The organism is Reichenbachiella ulvae (genome assembly GCF_025833875.1).
Taxonomy (GTDB): domain Bacteria; phylum Bacteroidota; class Bacteroidia; order Cytophagales; family Cyclobacteriaceae; genus Reichenbachiella; species Reichenbachiella ulvae.
The window spans coordinates 3,747,852-3,765,401 of record NZ_JAOYOD010000001.1 but is presented as its reverse complement, the minus strand read 5'-3'; the positions used below and the strand labels follow the sequence as shown (position 1 = coordinate 3,765,401).

Genomic DNA, 17,550 nt, shown 5'->3' with positions numbered 1-17,550 from the left:
TTTCAAGACCTAGTCGCTCGGTTGACGGGAGTGAAATAAATCAATATCCATAATGATTTTGGTCATTGTCCAGATTTATTGGCTCTCCTACTTTTACGCCTCATTTAAACGCAAACAAATAAAACGATGGATCAAGACATTAACCAGGTAAGGCTCAGCTATGGCCGATGCGTAGCTTCGCCCACATTTTTCGACGATTTTTATCAATTCTTTCAATCTTCATCACCAGCTGTCAAGGACAGGTTCAAAAATACAGACATGGTCAAGCAAAAGGATCTTTTGAGGCATGGGCTGTCGCACTTGATCATGTTTGCCGGTGGTAGTAAATCTGCTGAAATGAAGGTGGAACAACTTTCGACTTCTCATGACAAAGACCATATGAATATACCCGGATGGATGTACCGAAATTGGTTAGACGCTCTGCTTCGTACGGTCAAACTTCACGATAAAAAAATGACACAGGAACTAGACGCTCAATGGAAGTCCGTTCTTCAATTGGGTATTGATAAAATGATCGCTGCTCATAGTAGAACAAAGTAATCCATCCAATAGAGTCAATAAACCCTTATTCTACAATCTCAATTATTGATGTGATCCCTTCGGATGCATAATAGTTGAGGTTGCCCTTCTCGTCAGAAAATATCAATAGTCCTTCCAGTTCGTTATTGGATTCAATCATAGCAATAGATTTGTCTACACCCAGCACCATGCAAGCAGTCGCAAAACCATCTGCCAGTGCACAGCTCGGAGCATAAATAGAGGCGCTCAGGAGATTGTGTCTAATAGAGTAACCGGTATATGGGCTGATGGTGTGAGAAATAATTCTACCCTCTTCTTTGTAGTAATTGCGGTAGTTTCCAGAGGTGGCCAATGCCGTGTTTTTCACAAATGTAGTAGCATATAGGTCACTCATTTCGGGTGACATGTCTGGTTTTTCAATACCTATTTTCCAGTAGGTGTTTTTGTCATTTTTACCATTGCAAACCACTTCTCCACCAATCTCAACCATAAAGTTGTGGATGCCCATCTCTTCTAGAAAACTGGCTACTACATCCACTGCATAACCCTTGGCAGTCGCACTGAAGTCTAAATATACGCCCGGTAGTTTGGCCGCTTTCTTATTGTCAAATAGTACATTGTCAAATCCAACTGTCATCAATAGGGAATCAACCAAAGCACTGTCCAGGGTAGATTTTTTCTCTGGCCCAAATCCCCAGGCATTTACCAATGGCCCGATGGTGGGATCAAAAGCTCCTTCGCTTTTCTCAAAGATATCCTTGCTGATATTGAGCATAGGATAGAAGTATGGCGTACGATAGTAAATCGAATCTGTGCGGTTAAATTCGGAAACCTCTGAGTCATGAATGTAGGTAGATAACGATTGGTTAAAATCAACGAGTAAGGAATCAATCTCCTCTTTATAATCTCTCTCTGCCATGTCAAGGTACTTAACAGAATAGGGAACCACGCCCATAGTTTCTCCTGTCAAATGAATCAACTTTGCCTCTTCCTCCTTGTGCAACTGTCTCCACACAATCAGTATGCCCAGTGCGAGCACTACCAATAAAATTCTTCTCTTCTGCATTTTCTTCTTTTACTACCGGTGCGCAAAGAAACTTAAGTTTAATAGAAATAAGAAATTGACCTGCAGACTTATGCCCTCCTTTGTCTTTCATTCTCACTACTTTTGCAGGCAAATGGCTATTTTAGCTGATATTAATTGGATTAAATGAGAGAAGATTATTTAGACCCGGATGGGGAGGACATGATGCCCGAAGAAGTAGAGTTTGAGAAAGCGCTGAGACCGCTCTCTTTTGACGACTTTGCCGGCCAGCAAAAGGTGGTAGACAACATCAAGGTGTTTGTGCAAGCTGCCAAGCAACGGGCAGAACCACTGGATCATGTGCTTCTGCATGGACCTCCTGGCTTAGGAAAAACTACGCTTTCTCATATCATCTCCAATGAACTTGAGTCCAGCATCAAGATTACTTCAGGACCAGTGTTGGACAAACCGGGAGATCTGGCTGGTTTGTTGACTAATCTAGAGCCAAACGATGTACTGTTTATAGATGAAATACACAGGCTGAATGCTGTCGTGGAAGAGTATCTTTATTCGGCGATGGAGGATTTCAAAATTGACATCATGCTGGATACAGGGCCCAATGCGCGATCGGTACAGATTGGTTTGAACCCCTTTACACTGATAGGTGCGACGACACGATCTGGATTGTTGACCTCACCCCTTCGTGCCCGCTTCGGGATCAATGCGCGATTGGAGTATTACGATGCGGAATTGTTATCCGGCATTGTTAAAAGGTCCTCAGCTATTTTGGATACTCCAATAGAAGAAAACGCTGCTTTGGAATTGGCAAGAAGGAGTAGAGGGACGCCTCGTATCGCGAACAACCTCCTACGCAGAACGAGGGATTTTGCACAGATCAAAGGCAATGGTACCATAACCAAACCCATCGCGGATATGGCATTAGAAGCTCTAGATGTAGATGCCAATGGGTTGGACGAAATGGATAACCGCATCCTTTCTACGATCATCGAAAAATTCAAAGGGGGGCCGGTTGGCCTCACCACGATTGCCACTGCATGTAGCGAAGAGGCTGACACGATAGAGGAGGTCTATGAACCCTTCCTGATCAAAGAGGGCTATATCAAAAGAACCAGCAGGGGTAGAGAATGCACCGAATTGGCATACAAGCACCTGAAGATTGTGCCGCCTTCGAGAACCGGGACCTTGTTTGACTGATGTCGAATCAAAGCAAGCTTACACAATTCATTAAAAACAAAGCATCAGAAGAGGGCTTTCAGGCTTGCGGTATTGCTCGGGCTGAATTTCTCGAAGAGGAAGCGCCAAAACTCGAAAAGTGGTTGAATCAGGGCATGCATGGTGAGATGGCCTATATGGCCAATCACTTCGACAAACGACTCGATCCTCGTAAGTTGGTGGATGGCGCCAAATCTGTCATTTCTCTGGTCTATAATTATTTCCCAGAAAAGGATCTGGCTGAAGAGGGCAATTATAAGATTGCCAAATATGCTTATGGCAAGGATTATCACTACATCATCAAACCAAAGCTGAAGACCATCCTAAATGAAATCATCGATCAAGTCGGTGAGGTCAATGCCCGAGTATTTGTGGATTCTGCTCCCGTGCATGAAAGGGCCTGGGCTGCCAAATCCGGTTTGGGCTGGGTAGGGAAGAACTCCCTCTTGCTTAACAAGCAGATGGGTTCATTTTTCTTCTTGGCAGAGATTATTCTGGACGTAGAGTTGGACTATGATGGGCCTGTGACGGATCACTGTGGCACCTGTCGCAGATGCATGGATGCCTGTCCTACTGATGCGATTCCAGAGCCCTATGTGGTGGATGGCAGCCGTTGCATTTCTTACCTTACCATAGAATTAAGAAACGAAATCCCTGCTGAGTTTGAAGGCAAGATGGCGGATTGGGTTTTTGGATGTGACATTTGCCAGGACGTTTGTCCTTGGAATCGTTTTTCCAAATCGCATCAAGAGCCCGCGTTTGATCCTCATGAGCAATTGCCCGATATGAAAAAATCTGATTGGGAAGAAATTAGCGAAGAACTTTTCCGAGAGCTTTTCAAAGGTTCGGCGGTCAAAAGAACAAAGCTTTCAGGTCTACAGAGAAATATAAACTTCGCTAAGAAGAAGTGATTGAGCCCTTTTAAAGGGCTCAGAGTTGTTTTTTGCCCTTTCGCTTCAATGAGCTTTAATAAAAGTCAAGCCTGATAACTAGTCGTCGGGAGCTATCAGGCCAGAAGTTCTAATGACAATTTTGGGTTTAACCATTGCCTCCTTTGATTGTATAGAGAATCCCCACGTTGAAAAGGGGTTGCTCGGTCATGTTCACGTCCAGGATGAAGCTGTTGTTGATTGCACCGAAGCGAGCCAGTCGACCAATGATCTGCCACTTAGGGGCGATTTGATATCCAATCCCTGCATCGGCATAAAAATCCGTAACCGAATTGGTATTGCCCGGGTCTTGGGTGATATAATTTACCTTGAGGTTTGCGCCTACATAAAGGCCAAATTTTTCAGTAATAGGAAACCAGTAGCGACCATATACATGAGGTGCTACGGTTGATTCATCTAGTCCCGCAACTCTTTTGTCATTTTCTATGGTAAAGGACGCACCTAATTGGATTTGATCGGTAATCCAATAGCCACCTTCAGGAGCTAACTTCCAATAATTCTCCTGAAAACTGAGGGCTCCACCTCCGTAGATATTTCCTTCTTGTGCATACAATGCGGAAGTGGCACATAGTAGTACCACTAGTGTTAGCATTCTTTTCATGATGTTTAAATAATTATATTTTTTACAAAAATTGTTATAAAAGAATTCTTGACAAATAGTAGCACATAAAATGTCGTGTAAAAGATTTCGATCTCAGGTGAAATACTTTCGTATGCTATAATTTAGCATTCTCAAAATTGTATTGAATCAGTATGAACAATCCTTTATTAAAGCCCTTTGACGGGCCATTCGGAGTGGCTCCCTTTTCTACCATAGAGCTTCAACATTACAAACCAGCCATTGAGCAATTGATTAAGGAATCACTCGAGGAGATCGATCAGATTGCGAATAATGAGCAGACTGCAACTTTTGAAAATACCATCGTAGCATTGGATCGCAGCGGCAAGCAATTGGATAGTGTTGCAGAAGTGTTTTTTAATCTGAACTCAGCGGAGACTTCAGATGAGATGCAGGCCTTAGCGGCGGAACTATCGCCCATGCTCACAGATTTTGGGAATCAGATCATGCAAAATGAGGCCCTATTTGCCAGGGTAAAGGAAGTCTATGAAAATGCCGACCGATCCAATCTTGACAAAGAGGATTTGATGCTATTGGAGAAATCCTACAAGGGATTCATCAGAAGTGGTGCTAACCTAAGCAAAGAAGAAAAAACCAAATATGGCGAGATATCTAAGGAGTTGTCCAAACTGCAGCTGAAGTTTGGGGAGAACGTTTTGGCCGAAACCAATTCCTATGAACTGATCATCGAAGACGAGGCGGATTTATCGGGATTACCTGACGGAATCAAAGAAGCAGCCGCTATGACTGCCAAATCTAAAGGGCATGAGGGCAAATGGTTGTTCACCCTACAGGCGCCTAGTTTCGTACCTTTCATGGAGTACGCAGACAATCGCGAATTAAGAGAAAAGCTCTATAAGGCTTACATGTCCAAGGCCTTTAAAGGAGACGAGCGAGACAATCAGGAAAATGTCAAGGCTATAGTCAAGCTGAGAAACGAAAAAGTAGGCCTATTGGGCTATGCGACATATGCGGACTATGTGCTGGAAGAAAGAATGGCAGAATCTGCTGAGAAGGTGAATGGCTTCTTGAATGATCTGCTAGAAAAGGCACTACCTAAGGCCAAAGAAGAAGTGAAGGAAGTTCAGGCCTTTGCTAAGGCCAATGGACTCGAAGGAGATTTAGAAAGATGGGATTGGGCCTATTATTCTCAAAAGCTCAAGAACGAAAAGTTCCAAATCAACGATGAGATGCTCCGCCCTTATTTCAAATTGGAATCGGCGGTAGAAGGCATTTTCGAAGTAGCCAAAAGACTCTATGGACTGACTTTCAAAAGAAACGAGTCCATTCCGGTTTATCACCCAGACGTTAAGGCCTATGAGGTTTTGGACGATGAAGGTAAACATGTTTCGGTATTCTTTGAAGATTATTTCCCAAGAGAAGGCAAAAGAGGCGGTGCCTGGATGACTTCCTACAAGAGCCAATACAAGGACGAAAATGGAGATCACAGACCGATCGTTTCTATCGTTTGTAATTTTACACCTGCATCGGCCAGTAAGCCTTCCCTTTTGACCTACAATGAAGTGGAAACGCTCTTTCATGAGTTTGGTCATGCCCTGCACGGGATGTTGGCAGATAGCAAATATGGTTCACTGAGTGGCACGAGTGTGTACTGGGACTTTGTAGAGCTGCCATCGCAGATTCTGGAGAATTGGTTGCAGGAAAAGGATTGTCTGGATCTATTTGCCAAACACTACGAAACAGGAGAAGCCATCCCAGAAGAGTACATCCAAAAAATCAAGGACTCTTCCAACTTCAATGAAGGTTATCAAACTATGAGACAGCTAAGCTTTGGTTTGATGGACATGGCCTGGCACTCGCTACAGCAAGAAGAAATCGATGTGGAAGATGTTGCAGCATTTGAGCAAAATGCCATGGCTAAAACGGAGCTTTTCAAAAAAATACCGGGCACCTGTATGAGTACCCAGTTTAGCCACATTTTCCAGGGAGGATATGCTGCAGGGTATTATAGTTACAAATGGGCTGAGGTCCTGGATGCAGATGCTTTTTCCGTATTTAAGGAAAAAGGAATTTTCAATCCAGAGGTGGCACGCTCCTTTAAGGAAAATATATTGTCCAGAGGTGGAAGTGAGCACCCAATGGAGCTTTACAAAAGATTCAGAGGACAGGAGCCTACTGTAGAAGCATTGTTAGAAAGAAGTGGCTTGAAATAGCCACTTCTATATTTTCTCAATTAATAAAGTCACGGTATTTGGGTGTGTAGCATCTACTTTGTCATCAGAATTGACAGGGTAAATAATTGCTTCCAATTGTATTTTATATCCATGGACAGTATCCGTGCTGGGAAGGCCTAAATCTCCAATTGATAATTCAGAAGAGCTACTAGCGAATTGAAGGCTCATGGTGAAATTACCTTGTCGTATGCACACCAGATCCTGAGGACATAGTGAGTTTTCTTTCACTTCTTGAAAAACGATAGAAAAACCGGAAGAATCCAAAAGGTGTTTGCTTTGACCTTCTGTTATTTCGAAGGGCACCCCAAGTTCAATGGTGTTTTCGCCCTCTTCTTCGCACGACGTGATCCATAGCGAGACTATGATAGCAGCCACTATGGTGCCCAGATATAGGATGAGTTTTCGTTTCATATTGTTAAAGACACCACATGAGATTGAATGGTTGGAAAGAAAATATATTATGAGTACGTGTGTAGTTATTATTGAAAAACTGCTTACCTTGCGGCACTTATTAAAATAATAGTGTCATGTTAATTGTAAAAAAGAAGTCCGTCAACTGCACCTGCGTCTAATCCCAGACGCTGCAATAGTTTCTTTTTTTACATTTAACATTTACAACCTTGACACATTTCATTCAATCTATAAGAAAAGCCTATCATTACTTTTTTCTCGCCTTGAAGGGGGAAGAAACCGAATTTACTACTGGTAGCATCAACAAAGCCATCTTCTTGCTTTCGGTACCTATGGTGCTGGAGATGATCATGGAGGCATTGTTTGCAGTAGTGGACGTCTACTTTGTAGGCAAAGTCAGCGTGGACGCTGTAGCGACCGTTGGTCTTACTGAGTCTGTGATGATGATCGTTTACTCTATTGCCATCGGTTTGAGCATGGCAGCTACTGCGGTTGTTTCTCGTCGAGTAGGCGAGAAGGAATATAAGCGCGCGGGTGATGCGGCTTTTCAGGCCATAGCGATAGCTGCTGTGCTATCAATAGTCATTTCCATAGTTGGGATCGTTTATGCAGAGGATATTCTCCGATTGATGGGAGGATCTGAAAAACTGATCGCCAATGGTTTTGGATACACCAGGGTGATGCTGGGAGGTAATCTATGTATCATGCTTTTGTTCCTGATCAATGCCATCTATCGGGGAGCAGGAGATGCATCTATGGCGATGCGCTCGCTCTGGATTGCCAATGGATTCAATATTATCCTTGATCCGATTTTCATATTTGGTTTGGGTCCTGTTCCGGCATTTGGAGTAGAGGGTGCTGCCATTGCTACCACCATTGGTCGCTCTTTGGGTGTGTTCTACCAGCTATTCGGATTGCTAGGAGGTGAAAGAATCATTCAACTAGGAGTAGATAATATCAGACTCAGATGGAGTACTGTAAAAAATATCTTTGGTATCGCCATGGGAGGTATGGGGCAGTTCTTGATAGAGTCTGCCAGCTGGTTATTCCTCGTGCGTATTATTAGCGAATTTGGCTCTGCTGCCCTGGCGGGTTATACGATTGCCTTCAGGATCATCATATTCACCATTCTACCTTCATGGGGAATGGCCAATGCGGCAGCTACCCTGGTTGGGCAAAATTTGGGAGCTAAAAAGCCTGATCGTGCGGAACGTTCTGTATGGATCACAGCACACCTCAATACGGGGTTTTTGTTTTGTGTGTCAGTTTTGTTTTTCATCATGGCGCCTGAGTTTGTAGCCATATTTACCACAGATGCTGTTGCTGTGGAGCATGGTTCCCTTGCACTTCGAATCATCTGTGTAGGCTACATTACTTTTGCATATGGTATGGTGATCAGTCAGGGATTCAATGGCGCAGGTGATACCAAGACACCAACGATCATGAATGTGCTCTTTTTCTGGTTGATTCAAATTCCATTGGCTTATTTTTTAGCTATTTATATGGATTTTGGGTTTCCAGGCGCGATAGTCTCTGTTTCGGTTGCTTTTGGATTACATGCCATGGCCTGCATCTATTGGTTTAGAAAAGGAAAGTGGAAATTGATTGAGGTCTGATTAAATTTTAGGCTTTGTTCAATTAGAAAAATATGTATCTTTTCAATTATGAAGAGATGCATATTGCTTTTATTCTTCTTGTCGAGTTTTTCAACTGCTTTTTCTCAATCAACATGGATTGATAGTCTTCGCAATGCATCAAATTCTCTTCCCAATTCCTCAGAAAAAGTAGATGCCCTCAATCACCTGGTCTTTGAGTTGAGTTATGGGGACAAACACGAGGCGTTGGAAAAATTGCGGGAGTCTATTCGCTTATCTCAAGAACTAGATTATCAAAAAGGCTTGAATCGAGCCTATCAAATACTCGGAATAATTTATTTGGATAAGGGGGAGCTTGATTCGGCAGAGATTTATTTTCATAAGGCACTTGGCTATTTTGAAAAAACTCAGGATAAAGCGGAGCTCTTTAAAATTTATCAAAAATTGGGTCAGGTTCAGTCTTCACGAAATAGTTTTCAGCTGGCTGGAGATTATTATGAGCGAGAAATGCAGATCGCCCGGTCTTTGGGAGATACCATTATGCTGGGCAATGCCTACAACGATCGAGCTGCCCTGTTAATAGAGCAAGGATGGCATGCGATAGAAAGAAGTGATAGTTCCATTTATCAGCAATATTTTGAGGAGGCCATACCGCTTATCTATAGAGCCATCGATGAATTTAGAAAAGCGGGCTATGACAAAGGGGTCGCCCTGGCTTATGCCAATCTGGCTCTACTCCAAGATGAACTTAACGAACCTGATGCTTCGATACATAGTATGAAGGCCGCCCTTCAATACTTTGAGGAGATGAACTACAAAGTGTATATGGTGAGTGCCTATAACCATCTCAATAAGGTAATGCAGGGCCAGCAAGACTATGATTCGGCCTTGTACTATGTCAATTTGAGCTTAGAACTATCGAAGGAAATTGAGAGTAAAGTAGATCTGAGGAATGCATATGGCCAATTGAGCCAGTTGTATGAAGCGATGGCGCATTATGAAATGGCGCTGAAGTACCATAGAGAATATGATTTGTTGAATGATGAGATATTTTCGGAAGGGAAACAGGAAACGATTGAAAAATTAGAAATGCAGTTTCAATCCAGAAAACAACTTGATGAGATTGCTTTTCGGGAAGTTGAAAATAAGAATCAGCGCTACATCATTTTTTTAGCCGCGATATTGGTCATACTTATGATGATTTCGACCTTTATTTTTTGGAGAAAGAATTTGTCAAAAAAGCGTTTCAATCTGCAATTATCCAAGCAGTCGGCACAGCTCAGAAAAAGTCATGATCTGATCGCTCAGAAAAACGCAGAGATAACAGAGTCTTATAATGAGCAAAAGAATTTAATGGCTATAGTGGCTCATGATCTGCGTTCTCCTTTAAATAACGTCAAGGCACTGATGGTTTTAATGAAGGATTCGGGGCCTTTGAACGAGGAGCAAGATATGCTCTTGAGCAAGGCTTTTCAGGTTCTGGAGGGAGGGGATTCATTGATCAGCGATATGGTGAACCTATCACGATTTGAAAGTGGCACCAATATCAATTTGGAAGATATTCATTTGAATAGCCTGATTGCTGAAATTTTAGAAATACACACCTCATATGCAGAGCGAAAAAGTATTTCGTTTGAGATGCATGCCAACGACAATGAAATTTACCTTGAATCAGATCAGGTGAATCTTTCTCGTATTATGGACAATTTGATTTCCAATGCCATCAAATTTTCACCTTACAACAGTAAAATTAAAGTCGTCCTTTTTGAAGCCACAGATGAGGTCACCATTAGCGTGATTGATCAAGGTCCAGGTTTGTCAGAAGACGATATTGCTAATGCTTTTAAGAGGTTTAAGAAATTGTCTGCTCAGCCGACGGGAGGAGAGAATTCAACTGGACTAGGGTTATCAATAGTTAAAACATTGGTTGAAAAGATACAAGGAAAAATCAGTATCGAATCCAGATTGGGACGTGGAGCCTCGTTTCATATAAGGCTTAAGAAGAAACTTTCTATTTCAAAAGAGCAATAAAAAAGCCGAAGCAAATTGCCTCGGCTTTTTATTAACCTTAATTATTCTTTAGATCAAGATGTCTCCAGTCATATCCGCTGGTATATCCACACCGATCATTTTGAGAATCGTTGGTGCCAAGTCACCCAATTTACCATCCTTAACTGGATCTTTGATGTCATTGTCAACGAAGATACAAGGAACCAAATTGGTCGTGTGAGCAGTATTAGGGCTACCGTCCGCATTGACCATGATGTCTGAGTTGCCGTGGTCCGCGATGATAATCGCAGAGTATCCATTGGCTTGTGCTGTTTCTACCACTGACTGTGCACATGCATCTACGGTTTCACATGCTTTAACTGCAGCCTCGAATACACCTGTGTGTCCTACCATGTCCGGGTTGGCAAAGTTCAGACAAACGAAGTCTACTTCACCTTTTTCCAGTTCAGGATTGATTTTGTCTCTGATATCTGCAGCGCTCATTTCTGGTTGTAGATCGTAGGTAGCTACTTTAGGAGAAGGACATAGCAATCTGGTTTCGCCTTCGAACTGTTCTTCTTGTCCACCAGAGAAGAAGAAAGTCACGTGAGGGTACTTTTCTGTCTCTGCGATTCGGATTTGTTTCTTTCCAGCATTGGCCAATACTTCGCCAAGCGTGTTTTTCAGATTGTCCTTATCGTACATCACCGTTACTCCTTCGAAAGTGTCGTCGTAGTTGGTCATGGTGTAGTATTTAAGGGCTAGTTTTTTCATTCCAGCTTCTGGAAAATCCTTCTGAGTCAAGGCTTCAGTAATCTGACGGCCTCTATCTGTACGGAAGTTAAAGCAAATCACTGCATCACCTTCCTCAATTTTTCCAACCGGATTGCCAGATGCGTCTACCTTTACGATTGGTTTGATGAACTCGTCCGTTACGTCAGCGGTATATGATTCATCAATGGCAGCTAGTACATCACTGCTTTCTTTTCCGATTCCGTTGACCATGGCATCATAGGCGAGTTTTACTCTTTCCCATCTTTTGTCTCGGTCCATGGCATAATACCTACCTGTAATAGAGGCAATTTCGCCAGTTGTTTTATCCAGATGATTCTGTAGATCGGTCAAATATTTTTTTCCACTCTTCGGGTCTGTGTCACGACCATCAGTGAAAGCATGAACAAAAACATTGTCTAATCCCTGAGCTGCAGCTCCATCACAAAGTGCCTTCAGGTGATTGATGTGAGCATGAATACCCCCGTCAGATACCAGTCCGATAAAGTGAACTTTTTTACCATTGCTTTTGGCATATTCAAATGCCTCCAACAAAGTCTCGTTTTTTGCTAATGAACCTTCTTCTGCAGCTTTATTGAGTCTTACCAGATCCTGGTATACTACTCGACCAGCGCCGATGTTCATATGTCCTACTTCGGAGTTTCCCATCTGACCTTCTGGCAGGCCTACTGCCAATCCAGATGCTTCCAGTTTGCTATGGGCAAATTTCTCATACATAGAATCTATGAATGGAGTTTTTGCACTGTTTATCGCAGACACCTCGGGATTAGTACCGATTCCCCAGCCGTCTAGTATCATTAGTATTACCTTCTTGTTCATGGCGCAAATATAGAATTTGCTACCATGGATGTGAAGCGTTCACACCAAAAGAGTAGATGATTTGAAGCAGTTTAGGAGATAATTTGGGTCATGGGTGCTTTTGCCAATTATTTACTAGACAACCATTTTTCCGGATCCAGCTTTACATTGTTTTTCCAGACTTGAAATTGGAGCTCAGAAATGCCGTCTTTGTTGGTGTAAACGGTGCCCAAACTTTGGTTGGGGCTGATGGTTTGACCCTTCTTTACATTCACCGTTTTTAGTTTGGCATAGAGCGTATAGTAGTCGCCGTGCTGGACGATTACTACGCTGTTCATACCTGGCACGAAGGCAGTAGTAGCTACTTTTCCTGCAAAAACAGGTTTGACACTGGCGTCTTTTTGGGTTTGAATATCAACACCCTGGTTTTCGACAGTGATGTTTTTCAAAACGGGGTGGGGGTGCTTTCCGAATTTTTCGGACACGAAACCTGAGGCCACTGGCCAAGGAAGTTTGTTTTTGTTGTCTTCGAACGAGGCGGATAGCACAGCGCCCTCTGCAGACAGTGCAATGGTATTGGCCTCTTTACCCTTGTTTGAATCACGAATCTCTTTTTTAATGATTTCTGCAAGCAGTTGATCCAATTGTTCGATCGATCTTTTTCTGTTGGCTAACTCACGTTTTAGTTCTTTTTCGCGTTTGCTCAGATCCTGTATGATTTTGCTTTGTTTGCTCTGCAGGCCAATCAGGTTTTTGTTTTCCTCGATTTTTGATTCCAGGAGTTTACTTTGTTCTTCTTTCTTACTTACCAGTGAGGATTTTTGACTGTTGAGTGCATCTTTTACTTTTTCGATTTGCTGAACCTGTCTTTCTCGTGCATTGGCGTACTGTTCCAGATATTTCAGTCTTAAGAAGAGTTGGTTGAAGGTGCTGGCCGAGAAAATAAAAGTCAGCTGGCTATATCCATGGTTAGTTTTGTAGGCACTATAGATCATCTCGGCATACTCTTTTTTGAGCTGGTCCAGATCCGATTCCAGGGCTACTGTCACGATGGTTAGATCGTTGATTTCCCCATTGATCATCGAGATTTCCTGGTTGATTGACTTAATCAGATCCTGACGAATGGTGATTTGGTGATTGATGGCTTTGAGCTGGCCTAGCGTTGATTTTTTCTCAGTAGCGGTTTGCTCCAGGATTTTTTGTGTTTCAGATATCCTTTTGAGGTTTTCCTTCCTTTCTTTTTCTAGTTGTGCTTTACTCTTTTGGGCATGGGTAGTAAAGGCACAGAGTGCTACGAATGCGAATAGTAGCAGGCTAATTTTTAAGCGCATACTTGGACGGAATGCTGATAGAAAAATCGTATTCTCTCTGGTCAATTTCTACTTTACTATGATTCATTGTAATATTAGCATTTTTTTCCTTTCTGTACCTTGTATCGTAGTAGTCTGCAGAAATATCTATGTTTTTTGGGTAGACCATATTTTCCTGTTTTTCGAAATTGGAAAACTTAATGGTCATTCGATTGGGAGTACTGATGCTTTGAGCCTCTAGTTTTTCCATTTTCATCGAATTGCTATTGACATAGCTAATCAGTCGCAGATCACCTTTTTCCTGAGTGATCACATAGTTGTTGTTTTGTCTGACCACATTGTCTCGGCTTTCTACATGCCATAGCAGATTTCCGATAATGATCGATTCGATCATCCCGATTTCGAAATGGAAATTAAATCCTTTGAAAAGTTGTTCCAGATTACGGACCGAGTATTCCTTGTGAATCTTGTCGATCACGACGATAGAATCAGTGTCAACCAATCCTCTGGCTGCTTCTATGCCGAAACCAGGGGATAAGGAGAACCATACCGCACTGTCTTTTTTCATGCGGATGTTGGCGGTAAACCTGAGGTTTTCATCGCCTTTGTATCGCATTCGTGATTTAATGGAAAGCGTCTCGTATTTGAGGTCGTTGAGGTGAAACTTTTCATTGCTTGATGTGAAAAGTTTCTTGTTACATGAAGGCAAAACCAGTATGGATACCAGAAGGCATGCCAGGAGTGTCTTATTCATAAAGCTGTCTGTCCGCAATTTTCTTATCTAATGTACTGGTGTCTTCTACCAAATCCCGTGCCTTTTTCCATTGTGCCACTGCTTCTTCTGTTTTGCCTAATTGGAAAAGGGCATCTCCGTAGTGTTCGATGATCACAGCGCTGGCATCATATTTTACAGCTTCTTTTAGGTAGTGTGCAGCACCTTCATAGTCTTCCATCATATACAGCACCCAGGCATGAGTATCCAGGTAGGTTGGGTTAGTGGGGTAGTCTTCGACTAATTTGGAAGACATTGACTTAGCTTTTTCCAAATCTTTTTTTCTGAGCGAAAGAAAATAGGAATAGTTGTTCAGCACATGATCATTGTCCGGCTTGGATTCAAGGGCTTTTTCATAGGCCTCATCAGACTTGTTGTGTTCGCCGATACTGTTGTAGGCATCTCCGAGCTGACCATAAAACAGACTGTTTAGATTGGCGTCTCTGGCGGCATATATTTTTCCGGCGTTAAAGGTTTTAATGGCTTCTTCGTATTCCTTATTGATGAGGTGAGCCGTGCCGTTGTAGTAGTACAAAGAGGCTTGGTTGGGGAAAACTTCAAGGGCTGTGTTAGTGTGTTCGATTACACTATTGTAGTCTTGAAGTTCCATGTCAAGGTTTAGGATGTTTTGCCAAACGTTGAAATTGGATCTATCAATAGTGATGGTCTGGAGATAAAATTTTCTGGCATTGGAGAGTTGACCCAAATTGTAGTATAAATCACCAGTCATGGCCAATGCCTGATAAGAATCAGGATGAGTTTCAACCAAAGTAAGAGCAAGATCAATCAGTGGCTGATTGAGGTTGTCGTCTGGTAGCATGCCCAAATAGCCAGCCAAGGTTCGTATTTTGGCATTGAGGTCGACACTGGTGCTTTCAAAAGGTACCTTGAGAGTCTCTAGTGCTTCACTGGTTTTTCCTTGTTTGCGATATACTTCGGACAGCATCACAAAAAGCGTTTCATTCTGAGGATTCTCTTTCGTCTGAGTTTTTAGGAAAGTTTCTGCCTCCTCCAGTCTTTCGTTCGAAATCAAAACTCGGGCCTGAGTCATGACATAGGATTCGTCCTCAGGGTTGATTTTGATTAGTTTGTGACCTTCTTCAATCGCCTCGTCTAACTTATTTTGCTTGAGATAAACTTGCTGTTTTTGAAGGGCAATTTCCTCCATCGGCCCGAGTTTCTCTTCTGCCAGGTTGTAGGTTTCGATAGCCTCATCCAGTTTTTGTTGATAGATCTGTAGGGCAGCCAAATCAAAGAGATGTCTTTCTGTACCCGGCACACGGTTGATCATTTCACTATACGTTTCTTCTGCATTAGCGAGTTCTCCTGTGCTCGTTTGGATATTGGCCAGTAGTAGATAGTAATACTTGTTTTCTGGTGCTAACTCTTTTGCTTTTTGGGCAAAAGGCAGTGCATCCATCATCTCATTGTTTTCGCTATAGATTTGAGCGATTTTGAAGTTGGCAGTGGCATGGCTCTCATCGATTTCAATAACCCTTTCAAAATAGGTTATTGCTTTTCCATAGTCCTTTAGAATGTAGTATTTCTCCCCTTCCAGAAAATAGTGGTCCAACTCAGTCCTTTTTTCCTCGCTGATTTGATCAACAGACTTTTCTTTCTTGCGGTTTTTTCGCTGGGCTTGACCAGGATTAACTGAAGCCATCAGGACCATCAGCACAAGAGTCAGATAAATAAAAGATTTGCTATGGAAAGAAAAAGTCATTCGAAACTATTGATCAAAAAACAAAACTAATGAAAAAGAGCACTTCGCTATCATATTTGCAGCCTTAATGGGCTTTAATGACGTGTTTTATACTCATGGGATTTTGAAACCGAAAACTTTGATGCCCGAAAGTTGTTTTCTCTCCCTAAAGTAGATGTACGCAATAAATAGAATGACAGTCAGGTTTTTGATTACAAAATCGAGAAACCAGTGACCTAGTTCGAGTGGATATATAATGGCTACTCCTATGGAGGATAGTACAAGATATTCTAGTGCTTTAGGTAGATCATAGGGGATTGGGTAGTACTTTCTTCCTAAAATATAGCTGATTGTGGCCATTGTGAAGAAGGTCGCAAAGGTCGCAATGGCACTTCCCAGATAGCCCCAGACAGGAATCAAATAGTAGTTGAGTGCTATAGTTATGATAGCACCTATACTGGTTATAATCGCGCCATATTTGGTTTGATCTGTCAGTTTGTACCAAACAGATAAGTTGTAATTGATGCCACTAAAAAGGTAGCCCATCAGAAGAATCGGGACAATAAAAATGGCCTCACGATATTCTGGATTGGTAAGGAAAACTACACCTATCGGTTTCAAGTTGACAGAGACAGCATAGAAAACCAGACAGTTGAAAATGATGAACCCAGTCATAACTTTGGTGAAAAGCTGAGGAGAGTTTTTGTTTTCAGAATGAGAAAAGAAAAAAGGTTCTGCAGCATATCTAAAGGCCTGGATACCCAACAACATGAAAACAGAAAGTTTGTAGCAGGCTCCAAAAATACCAAGTACTTCTTGATTGCTCAATCCTGGATAGTACCCTTCTGGTAGCCAATATTTAAGTATTGTGCGAGATAGCATTTCGTTAGTCACCACAGCTAAACTCATGATCAAAAGGGGCATGGCGTATTTGATCATGGGTTGGAGTTTTTCACGATTGAGTGAGAAGCGAAAACCTTTGAACTCTTGATAGAGCAAGAAAACTACAGAGGCATTAGCGATTAGGTTGGATAGAAAAATGTATTTGACCTGAAAATCCAGGTCATACCAGGGGGAGATGTAAGATGCTAGACTGACTAAAAATTTTCCCTCTATAATTTGAAGACAGAATGCATAGAAAAACAAGTTGAGCAAGACCGTAAAACTGACATTGAACAATCGAATGAATGCAAACTTTCTGGGTTTTTTCTCCCTTCGCAGTTTGGCATAAGGAATCGCTACGATGGCATCTATGGCGATGATGCTTGAAAGCCAATATATTACTTGTTCCTGCCCCTGGTATTCCAGTAGTTCAGTGATGGGAGTAGCCAACAAGCACAAAGCTCCTGAAATAGAAATACTGACGACCAATATGGAGCTAAGGGAAACATTGAAAGTGGACTGGGGATCATCTGTTTTGGAGGCGTACCTAAAATAGGAGGTCTCCATACCAAAAGTATAAATCGCATATAAGAAGCCTACATAAGCATAGAATTCTGTATAAACCCCAAACATGTCTTTGGCTAAAACACCTGTATAGAGTGGAGTAAGAAAGTACGTGATCATTCGACCGATGATACTACTTAGCCCATACCAGACTGTATCACCAGCCAGTCCCCTCAGTCCTGCCATATTTGGTCT

The 17,550-nt window shown here is 42.2% G+C and carries 14 protein-coding genes; 6 read left to right on the top strand and 8 right to left on the bottom strand.

What is annotated here, in order from left to right; all coding sequences use genetic code 11:
• The first annotated feature begins 126 nt into the window (after window positions 1-126).
• Window positions 127-540: a hypothetical protein gene (locus N7U62_RS15175; RefSeq protein ID WP_264138845.1), complete on the top strand. Its 414-nt coding sequence runs from the start codon at window positions 127-129 to the stop codon at window positions 538-540.
• Window positions 541-565: 25 nt separating this feature from the next.
• Here the strand turns inward: N7U62_RS15175 and N7U62_RS15170 are convergent, their stop codons facing one another.
• Window positions 566-1,585: an FAD:protein FMN transferase gene (locus tag N7U62_RS15170; protein ID WP_264138844.1), complete on the bottom strand. Its 1,020-nt coding sequence runs from the start codon at window positions 1,583-1,585 to the stop codon at window positions 566-568.
• Window positions 1,586-1,729: 144 nt separating this feature from the next.
• Here N7U62_RS15170 and ruvB point away from each other — a divergent pair, with 144 nt between their 5' ends.
• Entirely contained in the window at window positions 1,730-2,758 is a 1,029-nt protein-coding gene (gene ruvB, locus N7U62_RS15165) for a Holliday junction branch migration DNA helicase RuvB (protein WP_264138843.1), read from the top strand.
• Window positions 2,758-3,687 carry a tRNA epoxyqueuosine(34) reductase QueG gene (queG, locus tag N7U62_RS15160; protein ID WP_264138842.1) on the top strand — a complete coding sequence of 310 codons (930 nt, stop codon included), beginning with the start codon at window positions 2,758-2,760 and terminating at the stop codon, window positions 3,685-3,687. Before ruvB ends, queG begins: the two co-directional genes overlap by 1 nt.
• Window positions 3,688-3,814: 127 nt before the next feature.
• On the opposite strand, the gene N7U62_RS15155 is transcribed toward queG, so the two are convergent.
• On the bottom strand, window positions 3,815-4,327 hold the full coding sequence (locus N7U62_RS15155; RefSeq protein ID WP_264138840.1) for an outer membrane beta-barrel protein: 513 nt from the start codon (window positions 4,325-4,327) through the stop codon (window positions 3,815-3,817).
• Window positions 4,328-4,479: 152 nt separating this feature from the next.
• Between N7U62_RS15155 and N7U62_RS15150 the strand changes: the two genes are divergently transcribed.
• On the top strand, window positions 4,480-6,519 hold the full coding sequence (locus N7U62_RS15150; RefSeq protein WP_264138839.1) for a M3 family metallopeptidase: 2,040 nt from the start codon (window positions 4,480-4,482) through the stop codon (window positions 6,517-6,519).
• 6 nt (window positions 6,520-6,525) lie between these two features.
• Here N7U62_RS15150 and N7U62_RS15145 read toward each other — a convergent pair whose 3' ends face one another.
• Entirely contained in the window at window positions 6,526-6,951 is a 426-nt protein-coding gene (locus tag N7U62_RS15145) for a hypothetical protein (protein ID WP_264138838.1), read from the bottom strand.
• Between the two features lie 209 nt (window positions 6,952-7,160).
• On the opposite strand from N7U62_RS15145, the gene N7U62_RS15140 reads away from it, so the two are divergent.
• Complete coding sequence (locus N7U62_RS15140; protein ID WP_264138837.1) at window positions 7,161-8,567, top strand: MATE family efflux transporter; 1,407 nt, start codon at window positions 7,161-7,163, stop codon at window positions 8,565-8,567.
• 48 nt (window positions 8,568-8,615) lie between these two features.
• Window positions 8,616-10,577: an ATP-binding protein gene (locus tag N7U62_RS15135; RefSeq protein ID WP_264138836.1), complete on the top strand. Its 1,962-nt coding sequence runs from the start codon at window positions 8,616-8,618 to the stop codon at window positions 10,575-10,577.
• Between the two features lie 48 nt (window positions 10,578-10,625).
• On the opposite strand, the gene gpmI is transcribed toward N7U62_RS15135, so the two are convergent.
• The 5 genes from gpmI to N7U62_RS15110 form a co-directional block, all read right to left on the bottom strand.
• Window positions 10,626-12,146, bottom strand: a complete 1,521-nt coding sequence (gene gpmI / locus N7U62_RS15130; RefSeq protein WP_264138835.1) for a 2,3-bisphosphoglycerate-independent phosphoglycerate mutase — start codon at window positions 12,144-12,146, stop codon at window positions 10,626-10,628.
• A gap of 107 nt (window positions 12,147-12,253) precedes the next feature.
• A complete protein-coding gene (locus N7U62_RS15125) occupies window positions 12,254-13,456 on the bottom strand; it encodes a murein hydrolase activator EnvC family protein (RefSeq protein WP_264138834.1) in 1,203 nt (400 codons plus the stop codon).
• Window positions 13,440-14,189, bottom strand: a complete 750-nt coding sequence (gene lolB1, locus N7U62_RS15120) for a lipoprotein insertase outer membrane protein LolB1 (RefSeq protein ID WP_264138833.1) — start codon at window positions 14,187-14,189, stop codon at window positions 13,440-13,442. The genes N7U62_RS15125 and lolB1 overlap by 17 nt, the downstream gene beginning before the upstream one ends.
• Entirely contained in the window at window positions 14,182-15,930 is a 1,749-nt protein-coding gene (locus tag N7U62_RS15115; protein ID WP_264138832.1) for a tetratricopeptide repeat protein, read from the bottom strand. Before N7U62_RS15115 ends, lolB1 begins: the two co-directional genes overlap by 8 nt.
• A gap of 93 nt (window positions 15,931-16,023) precedes the next feature.
• Window positions 16,024-17,541, bottom strand: a complete 1,518-nt coding sequence (locus tag N7U62_RS15110; protein ID WP_264138831.1) for a lipopolysaccharide biosynthesis protein — start codon at window positions 17,539-17,541, stop codon at window positions 16,024-16,026.
• Window positions 17,542-17,550 lie beyond the last annotated feature (9 nt).